Here is a 16,234-nt window from a genome sequence, read left to right on the forward strand (position 1 = left end):
ATTTTATAAAATGAACTGTATTTAAAAATACTAATTTAATTATAGAAGTCTTTATTTTTTAAAATTAATTCAGACTAAGCTCTGTTTCTAATCTTATTTTTGACAGCATTATAGTCGATAAAATATTTGACACTTACAGAAAAAATGTGTTTTAGCACGTCATTGTTCAATAAACTGGTAACGCTGGATTTGAATTCCTTATCAATAACACGTTCGAAATTAGAAGCATTATTTCGATACAGAACAGAAAGCTGACTTCCCGGAGCAAACCACCACGAATACGATAAATCGGTATTCCACGAATAAAAACTCGAATTTTTATTGCTGGTGTATTGCGGATATGAAGTTAAAGTTCCGTCAGGTTGCAGTTGCAGAATGTCTTTGTTCTCGGCATAAGACCAATATTGGCGAACGGACAGATTTAGTGTCATGGCACTGTTTAAAGCATATTTTCCCCCTAACATATTAGAGTAGGTAATTACGTTTCTATTGGCAAAAACAATAGCATCCGTTGTATTTTCATTGGCGTCATTGTCAAAACTGTCAATGTATCCTTTATTGTTGTTTTTCCTGAAAAAACTAAAAGTATACGTTAAGAGAAGCTTGTCACTGAAACGATATCTCGGACCAATATCAAAACCATAATCCATTCGTTCGTTTTCATCAAAAACGGTGATAGAAGGATTTAAATCCAGGGCGAATTTGTGGTTATAATTGGTAGAAATACTTCCCCATGTTTCTATTTTTGCCGGAATAATGACATACCTGTTATCTGCCCTTGGTTCGTAATAATCATTTCCTTTTGTATAAAAGGCTATTCCCGCTCCATAATAATTGTTTTTAACGGTTGTCAGGTTTAGATTGGCCTCTATGTTGTTTTCCTGAACTTTTCCGGATTCTTTATTAAATTCCGCATACATATTGTAGTTGATTTTGAAAGAATTGAAAAGCTTCGTCGGATTTAAAATCCTGTAATTGGCATTCCCGTAAAAGTTGTAATAGTTGGTGTAGAAGTTAATTCCAAGATCATTGGGATCAAAATTTTTAGTAACAAAATCACTACCTACGCTGTAACGGTATTTTCCGCTGGTTTCTGCAAAGCCAATGGTGGAATAAAGTCCTTTTTTGTCTTCAGTATCATTGATTGTGCTGTACTTGACGTTTCCGGATAAATTGTAGGTATTTGCTTTGGTGTTTAAATCCCACGCCAAACCTGACACATTAGAATCCCTGAAATGGCCATTTCGCGTCACATTGGTATTGATAAAGGTTACCGAAGAGTTTTTACGAAATCGCTGGTCCAGAACCAGGACATTATAATTCATCAACGGCTCTATAATTGCTTTTCTGGTTTCGCCGGTTACGGTATCTTTTATCGTGGCAAATGTTTTTTCTGTTACAGCGTTTAAAATCCCGACTCCAAGTCCTTTTTTGGTTCTTCCCGAAACTTTCAAAGCATTGATAAGATTTACATTTTGCGGGTTTTCAATTATTTCTTCATTATCCTTTAAATCCGGCTCAACAGAAGGTTTACCGCCAATCCTTCTCGAATAAAACATTTTTCCTTTATTGAAAAGGTCTGTTCCTTCGGTAAAAAAAGCTCTGTTTTCGTTGAATTGTTGTTCAAAAGGACCCAGATTCAAAATCTGATCATCATATTTTGCCTGTCCGAAATCAGGAATCAGGATGGCGTCAAGCGTAAAGGCATCATTAATACCGTATTTGATATCCATTCCGCCTTTCATGGTACCGTACGTTTTCTGGCCATCAGCAGCATTCAGATAATAGGAAGCATACGGCATAAGAAACAATCGGGTAGGAGGTTTGATATTTTCAATTCCTTCCAGATTCCCGTTTTGTTGGGTAAAAGTGCCAATTTTGGTATCAATTAGCGACCAGGTGTATTTTTTTCGTTCCCTTTTTATTTCCCTGAAAAAATTAATTCCCCAGGTTTGTTTGTTCTCTTCCGAAAAACGCAAGGCAGCATAGGGGATTTTCATTTCTACCGTCCATCCCGTGTCAGTAAGTACAGCTTTACTAATCCAGACAGCATCCCAGGAATAATCTTCACCATTGGCATCGGTCATGACGCAATCTCCCTGCACATCGGCAGCAGACACAAAGAATTCAAAGTTTTGCTGACCGTCATTGAAGCCGTTAATAAAAACACCAAAAATATCTGCCGTTCCAAAATTATCCCTTTGCGAAATTTCCTTTAGTATTTTACCGGGATCATCATCGTACATAACGGCACCAATATAAAGCGCATCATTATTATATAAAACTTTGACTTCTGTTCTTCTTCCTTCAGGAATTGATTTTCCGTTATCAGGATCAAACATAACAAAATCTGAAGCTATAGCGGCATTTTTCCACTCCGGTTCCTCTAATTTTCCATCTATTGAAATACTTTGCAAAATTTGCTGTGCCTGCAAAGTTTTCTTTTGACCGTAAGAGCAAAATGAACAAAGAAAAAGAGTAAAAAGGACTAAATTTTTCATGTGATTTTAAAACGTAATTTTTGGGATAAGAGACCGTCGGAGTAATAGACAATCTTTTTTCATAATTGTTACACTTTAATCTAGAGTATTATCAGGAAACAAATGTATACTATTTTCAGAAAAAGTTATAGAATTTAAATCCCGATTTCAATTTTTGTAAGTAAATATTTCGTAAAAATTACCATTTTGTGGTTTTTTGCTAATTTTTTGTTTCAGAATTGTTAAAGTTTAGACAAAAATGCACTGATTAACAGACTTTTATTTTGTCTACTGCATTTTTTTTATACTTTTGCCTTACCCAAATTTATTATTAACCTAAAGGAATTCAATGATTTACAAAATTTATCCATTATTGGTGTTTTTACTATTGTCTTTTGGTAAAGATTCAAAAAACACAATCGAATTAAAAAAGGTAACTACAAAGAGTATTGCTAAGGTTGAAAAACTTACAATCGACAGTAAAATTGAAAATGTGTACAGCACATTGAAAACCAACAATTGTTCGTTACCGGAACTTAAGACTTTCTCTGAAGCTTTAAAAGGTTTTTACTTACTGAAAGAGAGAGGTGTTGTTCAGAAAGATATTTTAACTTTAATTGATTTTAGTTTATCATCAAATACCAAACGTCTTTGGGTAATTGATCTGACTACTAATACAATTTTGTTTCAGTCTCTTGTAGCTCACGGAAGAAATACGGGAGAAGAATTTGCTTCAACATTTTCAAATTTAAATTCATCTTTCAAAAGCAGCTTAGGCTTTTATGCCACTGGTGAGATTTACCAGGGAAAACATGGTGCTTCATTGCGTTTAGATGGTTTGGAAAGAGGTGTTAATGACAAGGCACGTGAAAGAGGCGTAGTTGTTCATGGTGCTGATTATGTATCTGAATCTTTTATCAATAGTAATAAAAGATTAGGAAGAAGTCAGGGGTGTCCCGCTCTTCCTGTTGAATTGACGAATAAAATTATTGAAGTAATCAAAAATAAATCATGTTTGTATATCTACCATCCCTCAAGAAGTTTTGCGATGGAAGAAAAGCTAATTTCTTAATTTAGCATACAAATCCGAATCTAAATTATAAATATCAGCTCTGAAAATGAGCTGATTTTTTTTGCTCCATGCCGTCCAGTACCATTGGTATAACGCGTATTTTTTTCTGATTTTAATATTGACTGTTTTTTTAGTCTCAATAATAGAGTCAATTTTTTCCTTCGACCAGCTTACCGACTGATCTGACGAGTCTAAAATATGCTGTGCCAGTTCCAGCGGATTTTCGATACGCACACATCCGGAACTTAACGAACGGTTGCTTCTTTCGAAATAATTACGGTGATTGGTATCATGCAGGTACACACTGTGATGGTTTGGGAACAATATTTTCATTAACCCTAACGAATTGTTATAACCCGGACTTTGCACATAGCGGTATTTACCGGGATTCTTTTCATTCCACGCGGAAGGTTCTACCACATTTCCGGAGCTGTCATATATGGTAATGTTCTTTTTCGCCAGATAGTTTCGGTTGCGTTTCATTGCCGGAACCACGTCTTCTTTTAGGATAGTAGGAGGAACCGTCCAGGTGGGGTTAAAAACTACCGTTTTGAGTTTCGAGGTTATAACCGGTGTTCTTCTTTTACTGGTGCCAACGACTACGTTTCGGACCAGGGTAGTGTCTTTGCTTTCTACAACATTTAAACTGTAATCCGGAATGTTGATAATAAAATAATTTTTGGCAAATTCATTATTATACCATCTCCAGCGTTCTAAATTGGCAATGATTTGCTCCTTTCTTTTGGCTTTGGAAAAATTTAAGGCACTTATGGTTCCTGCCCCAATTACCCCATCAGCAGCCAAGCCATGTCTTTCCTGGAATTTTTTGATCGCTTCGAAAGTTTTCTGATCGTAAATTTTGGTAAGGCTGTCGCTTCTTCCCGACATGTCTTTCCAGAATAAAAGTCTTTTTTTGATGTTTACTACAGCAGGATTGGTATCATGTAACGTTATTTTCTCTGCAGATTCAATAGTCCCGATTTTATCCTCCGGAAAAGTATTAATGATTTCAAGGGCTTTCAGTAATTGCTTATAAGTGTCTGCTTTAGACTGAAAATTATCCACAATACTGTCCAGTTTGTTTTTATTGAATGCTTTTATCAGCGCGTTGTTTATATCAAAAGTTTTCTCTGCCAGATCCCAGTTGCCATATAATTTTTTTGGGTCTAATTTTCCTTTATACAAATGCGTCAGATATAATTCAAAATTATAAGTAAGCAATATGTCATACGTCACTAAATCAGAATCGCTGAGTAAACCAATTCTCTTTTCGAGTTTTTCGAGTTTTTCTATTTTGTAATCGCTTGGATTTAAGCCTAATTCATCAGATTTTTTTAATAAAGATAAAATGTAAGTTCTTTTTTTAAGATTTCCCCACACCGTTTTATTGTCAGAAGAATTATAAAATTGTTTGAGTGTCTCGCTTTTAAAAGCATTGATTTTTGCAGTATCGATTTGAACTGTTCTTTCATCAGTGAGTATGATTGCTGGCTGACTTTTTTTTACAGGAATAGCTTTTGGCTTGTCGTCTTTACAGCCGATCAGAATGCATAATACCAATAAAAGAGAAAGTTTCTTCATGTTATAATTTTTTAAACGTAAATAATGTTCGCCAACATCTTTGATCTCAAATGCTTCGCGAACGGTTTGTAATTCATTTTCTGATAAAATTCAACAGCAGCTGTTTTTGCGTTAAACCCAATCAGGATTATATTTTTTTTAAGCAATAATTTTCGCAATGTTTTACCAGAGATTCGCCAATAATTTTTTCTGATGTAGCTCTAAAACTCCTATTTATGAACCGGAGCCGGACTTTTTTCGGCAAAGGTACTGCTGATTTTTGAGTATAACGAAATAATTCCTGTTAAATCACTGTCAAAAAATAAGCCAAAATGATGTGTGGTTTCTAATGGTCACCTTCGAAGTCGCAACTTTCTGTCGGTTTTCCTATTCTAAAAACGGGGTGGCGTGCGATATAAGTTTCTTTTCATGGTATTTCTCTAATGATATTCATGTTTTGTTGAAATAAAATAAATATATAACTTTTTAATTTTAAATAGGTTATGGGAAATTGTGATTTTTAATTGATTTTTTTTGAAAAAAAGCTTGTTTTGAACTTAACTTATTTTTTATATTTGCACCAGTAATGCGAAAGTAGCTCAGTTGGTAGAGCTCCAGCCTTCCAAGCTGGTTGTCGCGAGTTCGAGCCTCGTCTTTCGCTCTAAAAACCGAAACTTAATTGTTTCGGTTTTTTTATCAAAGTTAAATAATTATTGATTTTTATTTTTTTAAATGATTTAATTGTTTACATTTGCACCCTGTTAATGCGAAAGTAGCTCAGTTGGTAGAGCTCCAGCCTTCCAAGCTGGTTGTCGCGAGTTCGAGCCTCGTCTTTCGCTCTTCAAAATCCTCAAACAAATTGTTTGGGGATTTTTTTTTGCTTTTTTTACCATATAAGTGATGTAAGTTATTATAAGTGGAGCCTGAACTTGTCGACTCAATAATTTAACTCAGTATCTAAGACGGAATAATTGTCATTGAATTTTTCGAGCCTTACTATGTTTTGATCGTTCATTCTTGATATATGAAAGCTAGTATATTTAGCTAATCAGATATGATGAATTTGATTTATAAGGAAGGTAATTGTGAAGATAAGTTATTTAAAAGAAGCTTTTTTCAATTATAGTAAAAAGCTTCTTTTGCTTTGAATAAAAACTTTTGAAAAAATCTATTGATTATAAAGCTTTAGGATCTGAGCCATATGCATTTGAACCTTTGTCACCCTCTTTGGTTGCTAAAATAAAGCCGTAGATCGGAATAAGTGAATACCACCAGGGCTTTCCTATGTCCTGCATTCTTCTTGCTCCCACTGTTATTACTGGTGGTAAAAGTATTAATGATAGAAATTGCAGGATTGTTAATCCGGTTAATTGGATGATAAAACTAAGAGCAAATGCTACAATAAAGTAAAATAATATAAAATACCAATACTCTTTTCTTCTCGCTCTGCCTTTAATGCTTGCGTACTTTTTAAAAGTTTCTACTACATAATTCATTTTTGTTTGTAATTTAATTTTATTCTACTCTTTGGTTTTTCGAAGTCCACCTTGTTTTTATAGTAATACAACTCTACTGTGGGAATTGGTCAAGCCAAATATTTTTGATAGTAATTGAATATTGTATTGGTTTGAAAATGCACTGAATTTTGATGTAAACGCGACTTAATTCCAGAATTTTCGGCAAATATAATTCAGAGCAATAAAATGCAATCCAGTTTTCAATAGATGGCTTAATAGTAGTAATAAGTGGTTGCTGAGAAGAGGAAGTGGTCAGATTTGGAGTGTGTAAAGTTGCGGACCAAAGAATAACTACTTGTTTCAGTTGTTTTTTTTAGTAATATTTGACTGCCGGTTTGTGGTGTGAGAAAACTTAATTAGTAGTGTCTGGGATCTTGTTTTCGAATGTAGAATATAATTGAGAGAGGAAGGATGAAGGATGCTTGTAAATTGGTATTTAATTTAACCATTAAGAAATTAAGAAAGAATAAGTTTAATTCTTTACAGAATCTTAATCTCCTAATGGTAAAAAACTTTGTTTAAATAGTTTGAATCATTTTTATTTGAATTGCTGTTCTGCGCTTCGAGCTACACATTTGGGGTTTGGAATTTTTCACGAGACTTCGCTATTGGAATTTATTTTAAATTGCTCAAATCGCTTTCAGTTGCTAATTCCTCCGGGTTTTGATTTTTTAAAAATAAACGAGCGGATAAATCTCCCTTTAAAGTGATTTTGCGGCCTTTTACTTCGAGCCAGCTTCCTTCGCGTAATCCTAAAACCGGAATGGAATTGAAAGCGTGGAATTCTTTAATTCTCGTTTCGCGGGTTTCTCCCATATGCTTGGATTGTGCTTCGGGATCTAAATAGTGCGGATTTAGATTGAACGGAATTAGTCCTAAAGTCTGAAAACTTGGGGGATAAACAATAGGCATGTCATTGGTCGTTTGCATCGATAAACCGCAAATATTGCTTCCGGCGCTGGTTCCTAAATACGGCGTTCCGTTCTTTACAGTTTCAGAAAGAACCTGCATGATGTTTTGTTGGTACAATTGTGTTACCAGCAGAAAAGTATTTCCGCCTCCAGTAAAAATACCTTCCGCAGTTTTTACGGCGTTTTCTGCATTTTCAAATTCATGAATCCCTTTTACGGCAATATTGATTGTTGCAAATTCGGCGGCTACTTTTTGAGTGTATTCGTTATGTGTTATTCCGCCCGGTCTCGCAAATGGAATAAATAAGATGCTTTTGCAGTTGAAAAAATGTTGTTTTAATGTAGGTAGTAAATATTCTAAATAGCTGCCTCCGTGAAGGGTAGAAGTGCTGGCGATAATAATGCTTTTCATAAATTTTAACTCATATTAATGCTGCTAAAGATATTAAAAACTCCTTTTTCATATTAGGATTCCAAACTTTAATTAACATATTTTTACCAAGCCGTTAGTATTAAATTTGGAAGACATTAAGATATTTTTACACTTTTAAGAATAAATCTAATTTTTTTATTTTGAGCGATAAGTTTTTATGTCTTTTTATTATTGTTTTGGGCCAGACTGTATGGGGGCAAAATCAGGAACGTATCATTATTAACGGAAAGATAGCGTCTAATACCTATGATCTCGAAGGTGTTTATGTGGTAAATGCTGAAACAGAAAACATGGTTACAACGAATGCAGACGGAACCTTTTCGATCAGGGCTAAAGCAGGCGACACACTTGTCTTTTCTTCCATACAATTTAAGGAAAACAGAACTTTACTGACAGCGGAAAATTTTTCGGATCTCAACTTTACTGTAAAATTAAGTCTGGTGATTCATCAGCTGCAGGAGGTAATTGTTCGGAATTATGCTAATATCAATGCAGTCTCTTTGGGAATTATTCCGCAGGGGCAGAAATCCTATACAGAAGCCGAGAGGAAATTACATACCGCTACAGCTCTAAATCCAACCGCGAATGCCGGAGGAGTGGCCGGTGGATCGATTTCAGCAGATCCTTTTCTGAATTTTCTGTCGGGCAGGACGGCAATGCTGAAAAAAGAAGTAGCAGTAGAGAAAAAAGAATTTTTTATGAAGCTTCTGGAAAGTATGTTTAGCCTTGACCATTTTGTGAACAGACTTTCAATTCCTGCTGAATATGTGAAGGGATTCGAGTATTATGCTGTTGATAATGATAAGTTTACGGTTGTGCTGAATTCCAAAAATAAAACATCAACTGAATTTTTGCTGGGAGAATTAGCGGTGAAATATAAAGAAATACTTGCCATTGAAAACAAATAACATAGTACTGATCCTGTTTTTACTGATTGCCGAAATTACTGTTGGCCAGTCGGCTGCACCGAAAGAAATCCTGGGGCAGATTATGGAGCAGTCTGTAACAGTTGAAGGGGTTAACATTATTAATAATACCACTCAGGTTTCAACGGTTTCAGATAAGGAAGGTAAATTTTCGATTATTGTCAAAGAAGGTGATGTGCTGATTTTTTCAGCTGTTAATTTAGATCCGGTCAAACGGCGAATTACAGCAGAATATGTCAACGGGAATTTGCTTTTGATTAAGATGACAGCAAATGAAGTGGAGTTAAAAGAAGTGATTGTAAACGAAAATGCCAATATTACCGCTGAAAATTTAGGGATTATTCCATACGGGCAAAAAAAGTATACACCCGCTGAAAGAAAAGTGTACACGGCAACTTCTACCTCTGTAGATAAATTGCTGAATAAGATTTCCGGCCGGACTGCTATGTTGAAAAAAGAGGTTAATGTTGAGAAAAGAGAAGCTCTTTTTAGAAAAATAGAATACCTTTTTGAAGAAGATTATTATACCAATCGATTGAGAATCCCGCTGGATGACATAAAAGGATTTCAATTATATTGCGTAGATGATGCCGAATTTGCTGTATCTTTGAATACAAAGAACAAAACAATGAGCATGTTTTTGATCACCGAACTAGCCAGAAAATACTTAATAATTCTAGAAAATGAAAAATAAATTAGGAATACTTATCGCGTGCTTATTTTGTCAAATCGTTTTAGGTCAGAATAATTCAAGAAAATCATTACACGGTCAGGTACAAAATGACTTCCTCGCTATAGAGAGCGGTTATGTAATGAATATCAATGCCAATGTCAGAACATTTATCGGTGCTGGCGGATTGTTTGATATTATGGCGAAACCAAAAGATACTTTGTTGTTTTCGGGTTTGGCTTTTCAGTCCAAAAAAATAGTTTTAACAGAAAAAGACTGCTCTCAGGTACTTTTTTCAGTAAAGCTTGACTTAGTTAATAATCAGTTGAAAGAAGTTGTCGTTCATAAGGATTTAAAAGTAAAATCACTGGATGGAGGGTCTCAGAAATTTGTAGACATGCAATTTGAAGATGACAGGCAGTCCACAGCGAAAAATACAGTGATGTACTCCGATCAGACCATTAAATACGGAACTGATTTTGTGCGTATTTTTAAGGATGTAAAAAAGTTGCTGCGTAAAAAAGAAGGTGTACAGGAAGATGTGATTTCAGATATTGCCTTTGCAGAATATGCGAAAGATAACTTTACACCTGATTTTTTCAGTAAAACATTAGACCTAAAACCAGACGAAATTGAGCTTTTCTTAATGTACTGCTCCAACGATGCCGAATCAAAAAAATATTTAAAACCGGACGATAAATTCCAGTTAATGGATTTCATGGTCAATAAAAATAAAGAGTTTAAAAAAGCTACTGTTATTCAAAAATGAAAAATAAATTAGTTTATCCTCTAATAGGGATCTTATTTTTATCACTTTCTGCATTTACCTTTCATAAGTTTTACATGGGTGTTTTTCAGGTCAATTATGTGACAGAGAAAAAGATGGTCCAGATTACTTCCCGCATTTTTATCGATGATCTGAATAACGGAATGGAAAAAAAGTACCATAAAAAAACCTTTGTGGGCACAGACAGGGAAACCCAGGCCGATATTGATTTATTGAAAAAATACCTTACGGATAACTTTTCTGTCAAAATAAACGGACAGACAAAACCCATAACCTTTTTGTCTAAAGAAGTAGAATCGAATGATGTTCTGGTCTGTTATTCGCGGATAAAAGACATAGATCCATTTAAAACAATTGAAATTTCGAACTCTGTTTTAGTGGATTGGAATGCAGAACAGCAAAATATTACGCATGTTTCGGCATTTGGAATCAAAAAGAGTGTTCTCTTTACAGAATCTTCAAGGAAAGAAGTGTTAAAGTATTAATTGGCAAGTAGAATTATCATATTAATTGTTAATTTCACAACCTCAAAAAAAACCAAAAGCATTTATGAATAAGCTTTCTCTATTACTGCTTTTCCCCGCTATGATAATAGCTCAGGAGAAGTCAGCACCTGTTGCTCCCAAACAACAAGGTAAATATGATACGAACAAATTTAGCCAGATGTATGATTTACTGGCAACACCCAACATGTTTCGTACCGCTTCCGGAGCACCCGGACCTGCTTATTATCAACAACAGGCAGATTACAAAATTGATATTGAATTAGATGATAAGAATTCAAAACTAACGGGTTCTGAGGTTATCACCTATTCCAATAATTCTCCGGATAGTTTAGAATATTTGTGGATTCAACTGGATCAGAATCAGGCGAAAGCAAACACTCAGACTTCTTTGGCGGAAAGCGAAAAAATAAATCAGGTTTTACCGCTTGACGGGTTTTCAGGCAAATACCTCAGGAAAGATTTAGAGCGTGGTTTTAACATCGAACAGGTGAAAGATGCTAAAGGGAATCCAATGTCATACACCATCAATGAAACGATGATGCGTATTAACCTGGCAACTCCTTTAAAGCCGGGTGAGAAAATTGCACTGGCTATAAAATGGTGGTATAACATCAATAATTACAGAAAAGAAGGCGGGCGTTCCGGTTATGAATTATTTGAAAAAGACGGAAATAAATTATACGTAATTGCGCAGTTCTACCCAAGAATGGCCGTTTACAACGATGTGGAAGGCTGGCAGAATATGCAATTCTGGGGAAGCGGGGAGTTTGCACTGCCTTTTGGAAATTTTGATGTAAACATTACCGTTCCTGCAGATCATGTTATTGATGCAACAGGAGAGTTGACAAACAGAGCCGAAGTTTTTACGGCAGAACAGGTAAAACGTTACGAACAGGCTCAAAAATCATTTGATAAGCCAGTGGTAATTGTAACACAGGCAGAAGCTGAAGCAACAGAAAAAGGGTTTTCTGAGAAGAAAAAAACATGGAAATTCAGTGCTAAAAACGTACGTGATTTCGGAATTGCCTCTTCAAGAAAATTCATTTACGATGCAATGGCTGTGAAACTGGGTGGCAAAATAGTGATGGCAGAATCTGTTTATCCGAAAGAAGCAAATCCGCTTTGGGGAGAAACTTCAACGATGACAGTGGCACATACTTTAAAAAGTTATTCCTCTCATACTTTCGATTATCCTTATCCAAAAGCAGTTTCTGTTTCTGCAGAAGATCAGGGAATGGAATATCCGATGATTTGCTGGAATTTTGGCCGTCCTGATGAAAATGGAGTGACCAGTAAAGAAGTTAAGAATGGAATGATTGGTGTTGTAATTCACGAAGTGGGTCACACTTTCTTCCCGATGATTGTAAATTCAGATGAACGTCAGTGGACGTGGATGGACGAAGGTTTAAATTCGTTTCTGGAGTATTTGGCAGAACAGGAATTAGATCCGAATTTCCCGTCAAGACGTGGTCCTGCAAAAAATATAGTTCCTTACATGAGCGGCGACCAAAAGTTCTTAGAGCCAATTATGTCCAATTCTGAAACCATTGCGCAGTTTGGTAACAACGCTTACGGAAAACCGGCTACAGGACTTAATATGTTAAGAGAAGTAGTGATGGGAAGAGAGTTGTTTGATTATGCGTTCAGAACCTATGCCAACAGATGGAAATTCAAGCATCCTACTCCTGAAGATTTCTTCAGAACAATGGAAGATGCTTCTGCGGTAGATTTAGACTGGTTTTTCAGAGGATGGTTTTATTCAACCGATTTTGTAGATATCGGAATCAAGGAAGTAAAGCAATATTATGTTTCCGATACTCCAACGGCAGATATTAAAGATGTGAAAGTGAAAAAAGGACGTTTCGGATTTGATAAAGGACCATTTGTTTACTTAGTGTCGGGAGATAATGCCGAAGTAAATTCATCTAAGAAAAAAGCTTTAAAAGTAGAAGATGTAAAATTACTGGCCGATTACGTCGATCAGACTTTTACAGCAGAAGAAAAGGCAGGTTTGAAATCGCCTAAATATTTTTACGAAGTTGAGTTTAATAAACCAGGCGGAATGATCATGCCGATTTTGGTAGAAATCACTTACGAAGATGGTTCTGTGCAAAACTTCCAATATCCGGCACAAATCTGGAGAAAAAATAATGATACGGCCAGAAAAGTTTATGCAACAGAAAAAGCGATTAAAAGCATTCAGATCGATCCAAAATTAATGACTGCTGATATTGATGTAACCAATAATTCCTGGCCAAAAACAGAGCAGAAATCAAAGTTTGACTAAAAATAAAAAGTTAACTTCAGAGTTCACAAAGCCAATAAGGTATAAACGGAAAATTTTTCCGGGCAACCTTTAACGATCTTTGTGAACTTTGCGGTTAAAATAAATAGGTTTAATATGCTTTTTAAGTAAATTTTAAAACTCTCGGTTGCAAAATTTAATATCTTTGTGACACACAAAAATAAAAGATATGTTTGGTATAGGAGGAGGAGAACTAGTTTTTATACTGTTTATAGTACTAATGCTTTTTGGTTCAGACAAAGTGCCGGAAATTGCCCGTACAATGGGTAAAGCTATGGCGCAACTTAAACATGCTACAAACGACATTAAAAGTGAAATTCAGAAAGGAGCTGAGGCAAATGGTCTTGATGCAAAATCTTTGACAGATATCACCGGAAATATCAATGCACAAATTAACGATGCAAAAACGAACTTATTAAGCGATACTACAAGTTTATCAGGCAATCTCTTGGGCGATACAACCACAGAAATAAATAAAGTAAAAGAAGATATCGATTCTATCTCAGGACCTGTAAAACGCCAACTGTAATGCTCGAAAAAATACAAGAATTAGATACCAGACTCTTTGTGTATCTTAATGGGTTAGGTTCTGAAAATTATGATAAATTATGGCTGATCATTACTAATCAATTGTATTGGACGCCATTTTTCCTGTTTCTGTTTTTTCTTATTTATAAAAAAATTGGAGGAAAACAAACCTTGTATTTACTGCTTTTTATAGCCGTTTTAATTACTTTTACCGATCAGACGACTAATTTGTTTAAACATACTTTCGAACGTTTGCGTCCCTGCAACAATCCTGAAATCAAATCGTTTATCCGAATTGTTCAGGTTAGGACATCCTTTAGTTTTTTCTCCGGTCATGCTGCCAATACAATGGCTGTTGCAACCTTTTTATACCTGATTTTAAGACGCCATTTTAAATATTTGGGATTCCTGTTCCTGTGGCCTTTAATTTTTGCTTACAGCCGTATCTATTTAGGATTACACTATCCTGGAGACATTCTTACAGGTTATTTCTTCGGAGCATTTTTCGGATCGTTGCTTTATTTGGTTTATAAAAAATTAAAACCACAATATTTTCCGGATACTTTTGAAAAAAGGTTCTAAGTTGCTAAGATTCTAAGGTTTTTTAAAGAGTAATTTAAGTTAGATTTGTCATTTCGAGGAACGAGAAATCACATAATGCTAGAATGCACTGTTGTCGAACACCGGATGTGATTTCTCGTTCCTCGAAATGACACAAAACTCAATATTATAAAACCCTGCTAACTGTCAAACCATCACGAATCGGCAATAAAACCGTTTCAACTCTGGGGTCATTTTTCAAAAGTAAATTATATTCTAAAAGTACTTTTGTACTCACATCATTCGGATGTACCGGTTCAAGGATTTTACCGCTCCATAAAACATTATCAGAGAGAATAATGCCGCCCTTATTCATTTTCGGAACAATTAGTTCCCAATAGTTGAGGTAGTTTTCTTTGTCGGCATCAATGAAAACCAAATCAAATTTTACATCCAGTGTCGGAATGATATCAATTGCTTCTCCCAAATGCTGAAAAATTTGATTTCCCCACGGAGATGCATCAAAGTATTTACGTTGAAAATCCACTAATTCTTCCTTGATGTCAATGGTGTGCAGTTGTCCATTTTCCTGCATTCCTTCACAAAGGCATAAAGCGGCATAGCCGGTATACGTTCCAATTTCAAGAATATTCACAGGGCGAATCAATTTAGATAACATGCTTAACACGCGGCCTTGAAAATGCCCGCTCAGCATTCTTGGTAAAAGGATTTTCTGATAGGTTTCCTTGTTTAATTTGGCCAGTAATTCCGGTTCGTTTTCAGAATGCTGTTCGATGTAGTCTTCTAATTCCTGTGATATAAAATGCATGTGATGATCTTCTAAATTTAGAGCACAAAAATACAAAAAATATCGGGTAACTTTTGGGCATAAAAAAACCATTCGTATAACGAATGGTTTCTGTTTTGAATTCTAAAAAAAAATTATTTTTTCAAAGCTTCATTTACATCTTTGGCTGTCTTTACAGTTCCGTCTTTGGCTGCTTTAGCCGCGGCTTCTACTTTATCAGCTCCTTTTTTGGTCGCATCTTTTACATCTTCAGCGGCTTTTTTAGTGGCATCTTTTGCGTCCTGTACAGCATTTTCTGAAGCTTCTTTAGCTTTAGCGGCAGCATTTTCGGCTTTAACTACAGCACTGTCTTTTACTTCTTCGATATCACTTGTCAGGGTATCGACTTTGTTTCCAAGAGTTAATTCGTCTTCAGCTTTTGTTTCTTTTTTGTCCCCGCATGATTGTGCAGTGAATCCCAATAGAGCAATAAGAGCTAAGCTTAAAATTTGTTTTTTCATGATTAATTAAATTTTTAAAGTTGATAAAATATAAAGGTTATAAAGCTGAAAAAATAAAAGTACAAATTTTAAAATTAGGCGCTCTTCGTAATATTATTTTTCTTTTAACAGCAAGACAATTCCCGTGCCAGAATTTTAAGTTTTTGTAAACCTGGGATATCTTTTTTTGAAAAAAAAAGAGAAAAGCATTTATGAGCTGCTTTTTTAGAGGCTAGTTTTTGTAAAGATAAAAATTGATTACGATATCGTCTTTCACTTTTATTAAGCCAGCCATCTTTACGGGAGGTTCCAGGCCGATATCAGAAAATTTGAGATTCAGCGTTCCCTGAATTTTGTCGTTAACCGTGTATAAAGAAAAGTCTTTGTATTTTAGTGTTTTATCCGTAATAAAAAAGCTTAAGCTGCATTTGTAATTCTTACCGGACTGTTTTATCTCTGTTATAGAAACAGTACTATTAGGAAATTCGGCTGCCTTAACAGTGCCCTTTAGGTCCTTGCTCATTATTTTGTTGTGACAATCAAAATTTGTCATTTTGATAGCGGTATTAAAAATGTTTTTTTTATTTGAATTTAAAAAAATTGTATCCTTAATAATGAAGATATTAGAGCAATTGTAATGGCCCACAGTTGATAGTCCGGTAATTTCTATTTTAATTTTGTTTATTACCAAAGTTGTATCGTCTGCGAAAAA

The 16,234-nt window shown here is 35.1% G+C and carries 15 protein-coding genes and 2 tRNA genes; 10 read left to right on the forward strand and 7 right to left on the reverse strand.

Translation table 11 applies throughout. The features are described from left to right. Window positions 1-74: 74 nt before the first annotated feature. Window positions 75-2,501 (reverse strand): DUF5916 domain-containing protein, encoded by a 2,427-nt coding sequence (locus D0817_RS15825; protein WP_127339354.1) that lies wholly within the window; start codon window positions 2,499-2,501, stop codon window positions 75-77. A 328-nt stretch (window positions 2,502-2,829) separates the two neighbouring features. Here D0817_RS15825 and D0817_RS15830 point away from each other — a divergent pair, with 328 nt between their 5' ends. Continuing rightward, the gene (locus tag D0817_RS15830; RefSeq protein WP_127339355.1) at window positions 2,830-3,552 is read left to right on the forward strand and encodes a murein L,D-transpeptidase catalytic domain family protein; all 723 of its coding nucleotides are present in this window, start codon (window positions 2,830-2,832) and stop codon (window positions 3,550-3,552) included. Here the strand turns inward: D0817_RS15830 and D0817_RS15835 are convergent. Further along, window positions 3,541-5,133, reverse strand: a complete 1,593-nt coding sequence (locus D0817_RS15835) for a L,D-transpeptidase family protein (RefSeq protein ID WP_127339356.1) — start codon at window positions 5,131-5,133, stop codon at window positions 3,541-3,543. The two genes, D0817_RS15830 and D0817_RS15835, sit on opposite strands and share 12 nt — an antisense overlap. A gap of 567 nt (window positions 5,134-5,700) precedes the next feature. Between D0817_RS15835 and D0817_RS15840 the strand changes: the two genes are divergently transcribed. Next, window positions 5,701-5,773, forward strand: a tRNA-Gly gene (locus D0817_RS15840). Window positions 5,774-5,878: 105 nt separating this feature from the next. Then, window positions 5,879-5,951: transfer RNA gene (locus D0817_RS15845), tRNA-Gly, on the forward strand. 336 nt (window positions 5,952-6,287) lie between these two features. Here the strand turns inward: D0817_RS15845 and D0817_RS15850 are convergent. Both D0817_RS15850 and pepE read right to left on the reverse strand, forming a co-directional pair. Continuing rightward, complete coding sequence (locus D0817_RS15850; protein WP_127339357.1) at window positions 6,288-6,608, reverse strand: DUF805 domain-containing protein; 321 nt, start codon at window positions 6,606-6,608, stop codon at window positions 6,288-6,290. A gap of 636 nt (window positions 6,609-7,244) precedes the next feature. Continuing rightward, the gene (gene pepE / locus D0817_RS15855; protein WP_127339358.1) at window positions 7,245-7,952 is read right to left on the reverse strand and encodes a dipeptidase PepE; all 708 of its coding nucleotides are present in this window, start codon (window positions 7,950-7,952) and stop codon (window positions 7,245-7,247) included. Window positions 7,953-8,113: 161 nt separating this feature from the next. Here pepE and D0817_RS15860 point away from each other — a divergent pair, with 161 nt between their 5' ends. The 7 genes from D0817_RS15860 (at window position 8,114) to D0817_RS15890 (ending at window position 14,277) form a co-directional block, all read left to right on the forward strand. Continuing rightward, complete coding sequence (locus D0817_RS15860) at window positions 8,114-8,881, forward strand: carboxypeptidase-like regulatory domain-containing protein (RefSeq protein ID WP_127339359.1); 768 nt, start codon at window positions 8,114-8,116, stop codon at window positions 8,879-8,881. After that, the gene (locus D0817_RS15865; protein WP_127339360.1) at window positions 8,868-9,593 is read left to right on the forward strand and encodes a carboxypeptidase-like regulatory domain-containing protein; all 726 of its coding nucleotides are present in this window, start codon (window positions 8,868-8,870) and stop codon (window positions 9,591-9,593) included. Before D0817_RS15860 ends, D0817_RS15865 begins: the two co-directional genes overlap by 14 nt. Next, window positions 9,583-10,338 (forward strand): BamP family beta-barrel-assembly machinery protein, encoded by a 756-nt coding sequence (gene bamP, locus D0817_RS15870; protein ID WP_127339361.1) that lies wholly within the window; start codon window positions 9,583-9,585, stop codon window positions 10,336-10,338. The genes D0817_RS15865 and bamP overlap by 11 nt, the downstream gene beginning before the upstream one ends. Continuing rightward, window positions 10,335-10,841 carry a DUF6702 family protein gene (locus D0817_RS15875; protein WP_127339362.1) on the forward strand — a complete coding sequence of 169 codons (507 nt, stop codon included), beginning with the start codon at window positions 10,335-10,337 and terminating at the stop codon, window positions 10,839-10,841. The genes bamP and D0817_RS15875 overlap by 4 nt, the downstream gene beginning before the upstream one ends. A gap of 64 nt (window positions 10,842-10,905) precedes the next feature. Beyond that, window positions 10,906-13,149, forward strand: coding sequence for a M1 family metallopeptidase (locus tag D0817_RS15880; protein ID WP_127339363.1), 2,244 nt, complete (start codon window positions 10,906-10,908; stop codon window positions 13,147-13,149). Between the two features lie 187 nt (window positions 13,150-13,336). After that, window positions 13,337-13,696, forward strand: coding sequence for a Sec-independent protein translocase subunit TatA/TatB (locus D0817_RS15885; RefSeq protein ID WP_127339364.1), 360 nt, complete (start codon window positions 13,337-13,339; stop codon window positions 13,694-13,696). Beyond that, window positions 13,696-14,277: a phosphatase PAP2 family protein gene (locus tag D0817_RS15890; protein ID WP_127339365.1), complete on the forward strand. Its 582-nt coding sequence runs from the start codon at window positions 13,696-13,698 to the stop codon at window positions 14,275-14,277. Before D0817_RS15885 ends, D0817_RS15890 begins: the two co-directional genes overlap by 1 nt. Window positions 14,278-14,422: 145 nt before the next feature. Here D0817_RS15890 and D0817_RS15895 read toward each other — a convergent pair whose 3' ends face one another. From D0817_RS15895 to D0817_RS26260, 3 genes are all read right to left on the reverse strand, one after another. Then, a complete protein-coding gene (locus tag D0817_RS15895; RefSeq protein ID WP_127339366.1) occupies window positions 14,423-15,064 on the reverse strand; it encodes an O-methyltransferase in 642 nt (213 codons plus the stop codon). Between the two features lie 113 nt (window positions 15,065-15,177). Further along, window positions 15,178-15,543: a hypothetical protein gene (locus D0817_RS15900; RefSeq protein WP_127339367.1), complete on the reverse strand. Its 366-nt coding sequence runs from the start codon at window positions 15,541-15,543 to the stop codon at window positions 15,178-15,180. A 211-nt stretch (window positions 15,544-15,754) separates the two neighbouring features. Further along, window positions 15,755-16,045, reverse strand: coding sequence for a hypothetical protein (locus tag D0817_RS26260; protein WP_238160892.1), 291 nt, complete (start codon window positions 16,043-16,045; stop codon window positions 15,755-15,757). Between the last annotated feature and the right edge of the window lie 189 nt (window positions 16,046-16,234).

The organism is Flavobacterium cupreum, from assembly GCF_003996965.1.
In the GTDB taxonomy this organism is placed as follows: domain Bacteria; phylum Bacteroidota; class Bacteroidia; order Flavobacteriales; family Flavobacteriaceae; genus Flavobacterium; species Flavobacterium cupreum.

What these genes read in the sequence shown, in the direction of transcription:
- bamP (WP_127339361.1), top strand. Translation starts at nt 9,583, where the DNA reads ATGAAAAATAAATTAGGAATACTTATCGCGTGCTTATTTTGTCAAATC.
- D0817_RS15830 (WP_127339355.1), top strand. Translation starts at nt 2,830, where the DNA reads ATGATTTACAAAATTTATCCATTATTGGTGTTTTTACTATTGTCTTTT.
- D0817_RS15880 (WP_127339363.1), top strand. Translation starts at nt 10,906, where the DNA reads ATGAATAAGCTTTCTCTATTACTGCTTTTCCCCGCTATGATAATAGCT.
- D0817_RS15885 (WP_127339364.1), top strand. Translation starts at nt 13,337, where the DNA reads ATGTTTGGTATAGGAGGAGGAGAACTAGTTTTTATACTGTTTATAGTA.
- D0817_RS15895 (WP_127339366.1), bottom strand. Translation starts at nt 15,064, where the DNA reads ATGCATTTTATATCACAGGAATTAGAAGACTACATCGAACAGCATTCT.
- D0817_RS15835 (WP_127339356.1), bottom strand. Translation starts at nt 5,133, where the DNA reads ATGAAGAAACTTTCTCTTTTATTGGTATTATGCATTCTGATCGGCTGT.
- D0817_RS15850 (WP_127339357.1), bottom strand. Translation starts at nt 6,608, where the DNA reads ATGAATTATGTAGTAGAAACTTTTAAAAAGTACGCAAGCATTAAAGGC.
- D0817_RS15900 (WP_127339367.1), bottom strand. Translation starts at nt 15,543, where the DNA reads ATGAAAAAACAAATTTTAAGCTTAGCTCTTATTGCTCTATTGGGATTC.
- pepE (WP_127339358.1), bottom strand. Translation starts at nt 7,952, where the DNA reads ATGAAAAGCATTATTATCGCCAGCACTTCTACCCTTCACGGAGGCAGC.
- D0817_RS15825 (WP_127339354.1), bottom strand. Translation starts at nt 2,501, where the DNA reads ATGAAAAATTTAGTCCTTTTTACTCTTTTTCTTTGTTCATTTTGCTCT.
- D0817_RS26260 (WP_238160892.1), bottom strand. Translation starts at nt 16,045, where the DNA reads ATGAGCAAGGACCTAAAGGGCACTGTTAAGGCAGCCGAATTTCCTAAT.
- D0817_RS15890 (WP_127339365.1), top strand. Translation starts at nt 13,696, where the DNA reads ATGCTCGAAAAAATACAAGAATTAGATACCAGACTCTTTGTGTATCTT.
- D0817_RS15875 (WP_127339362.1), top strand. Translation starts at nt 10,335, where the DNA reads ATGAAAAATAAATTAGTTTATCCTCTAATAGGGATCTTATTTTTATCA.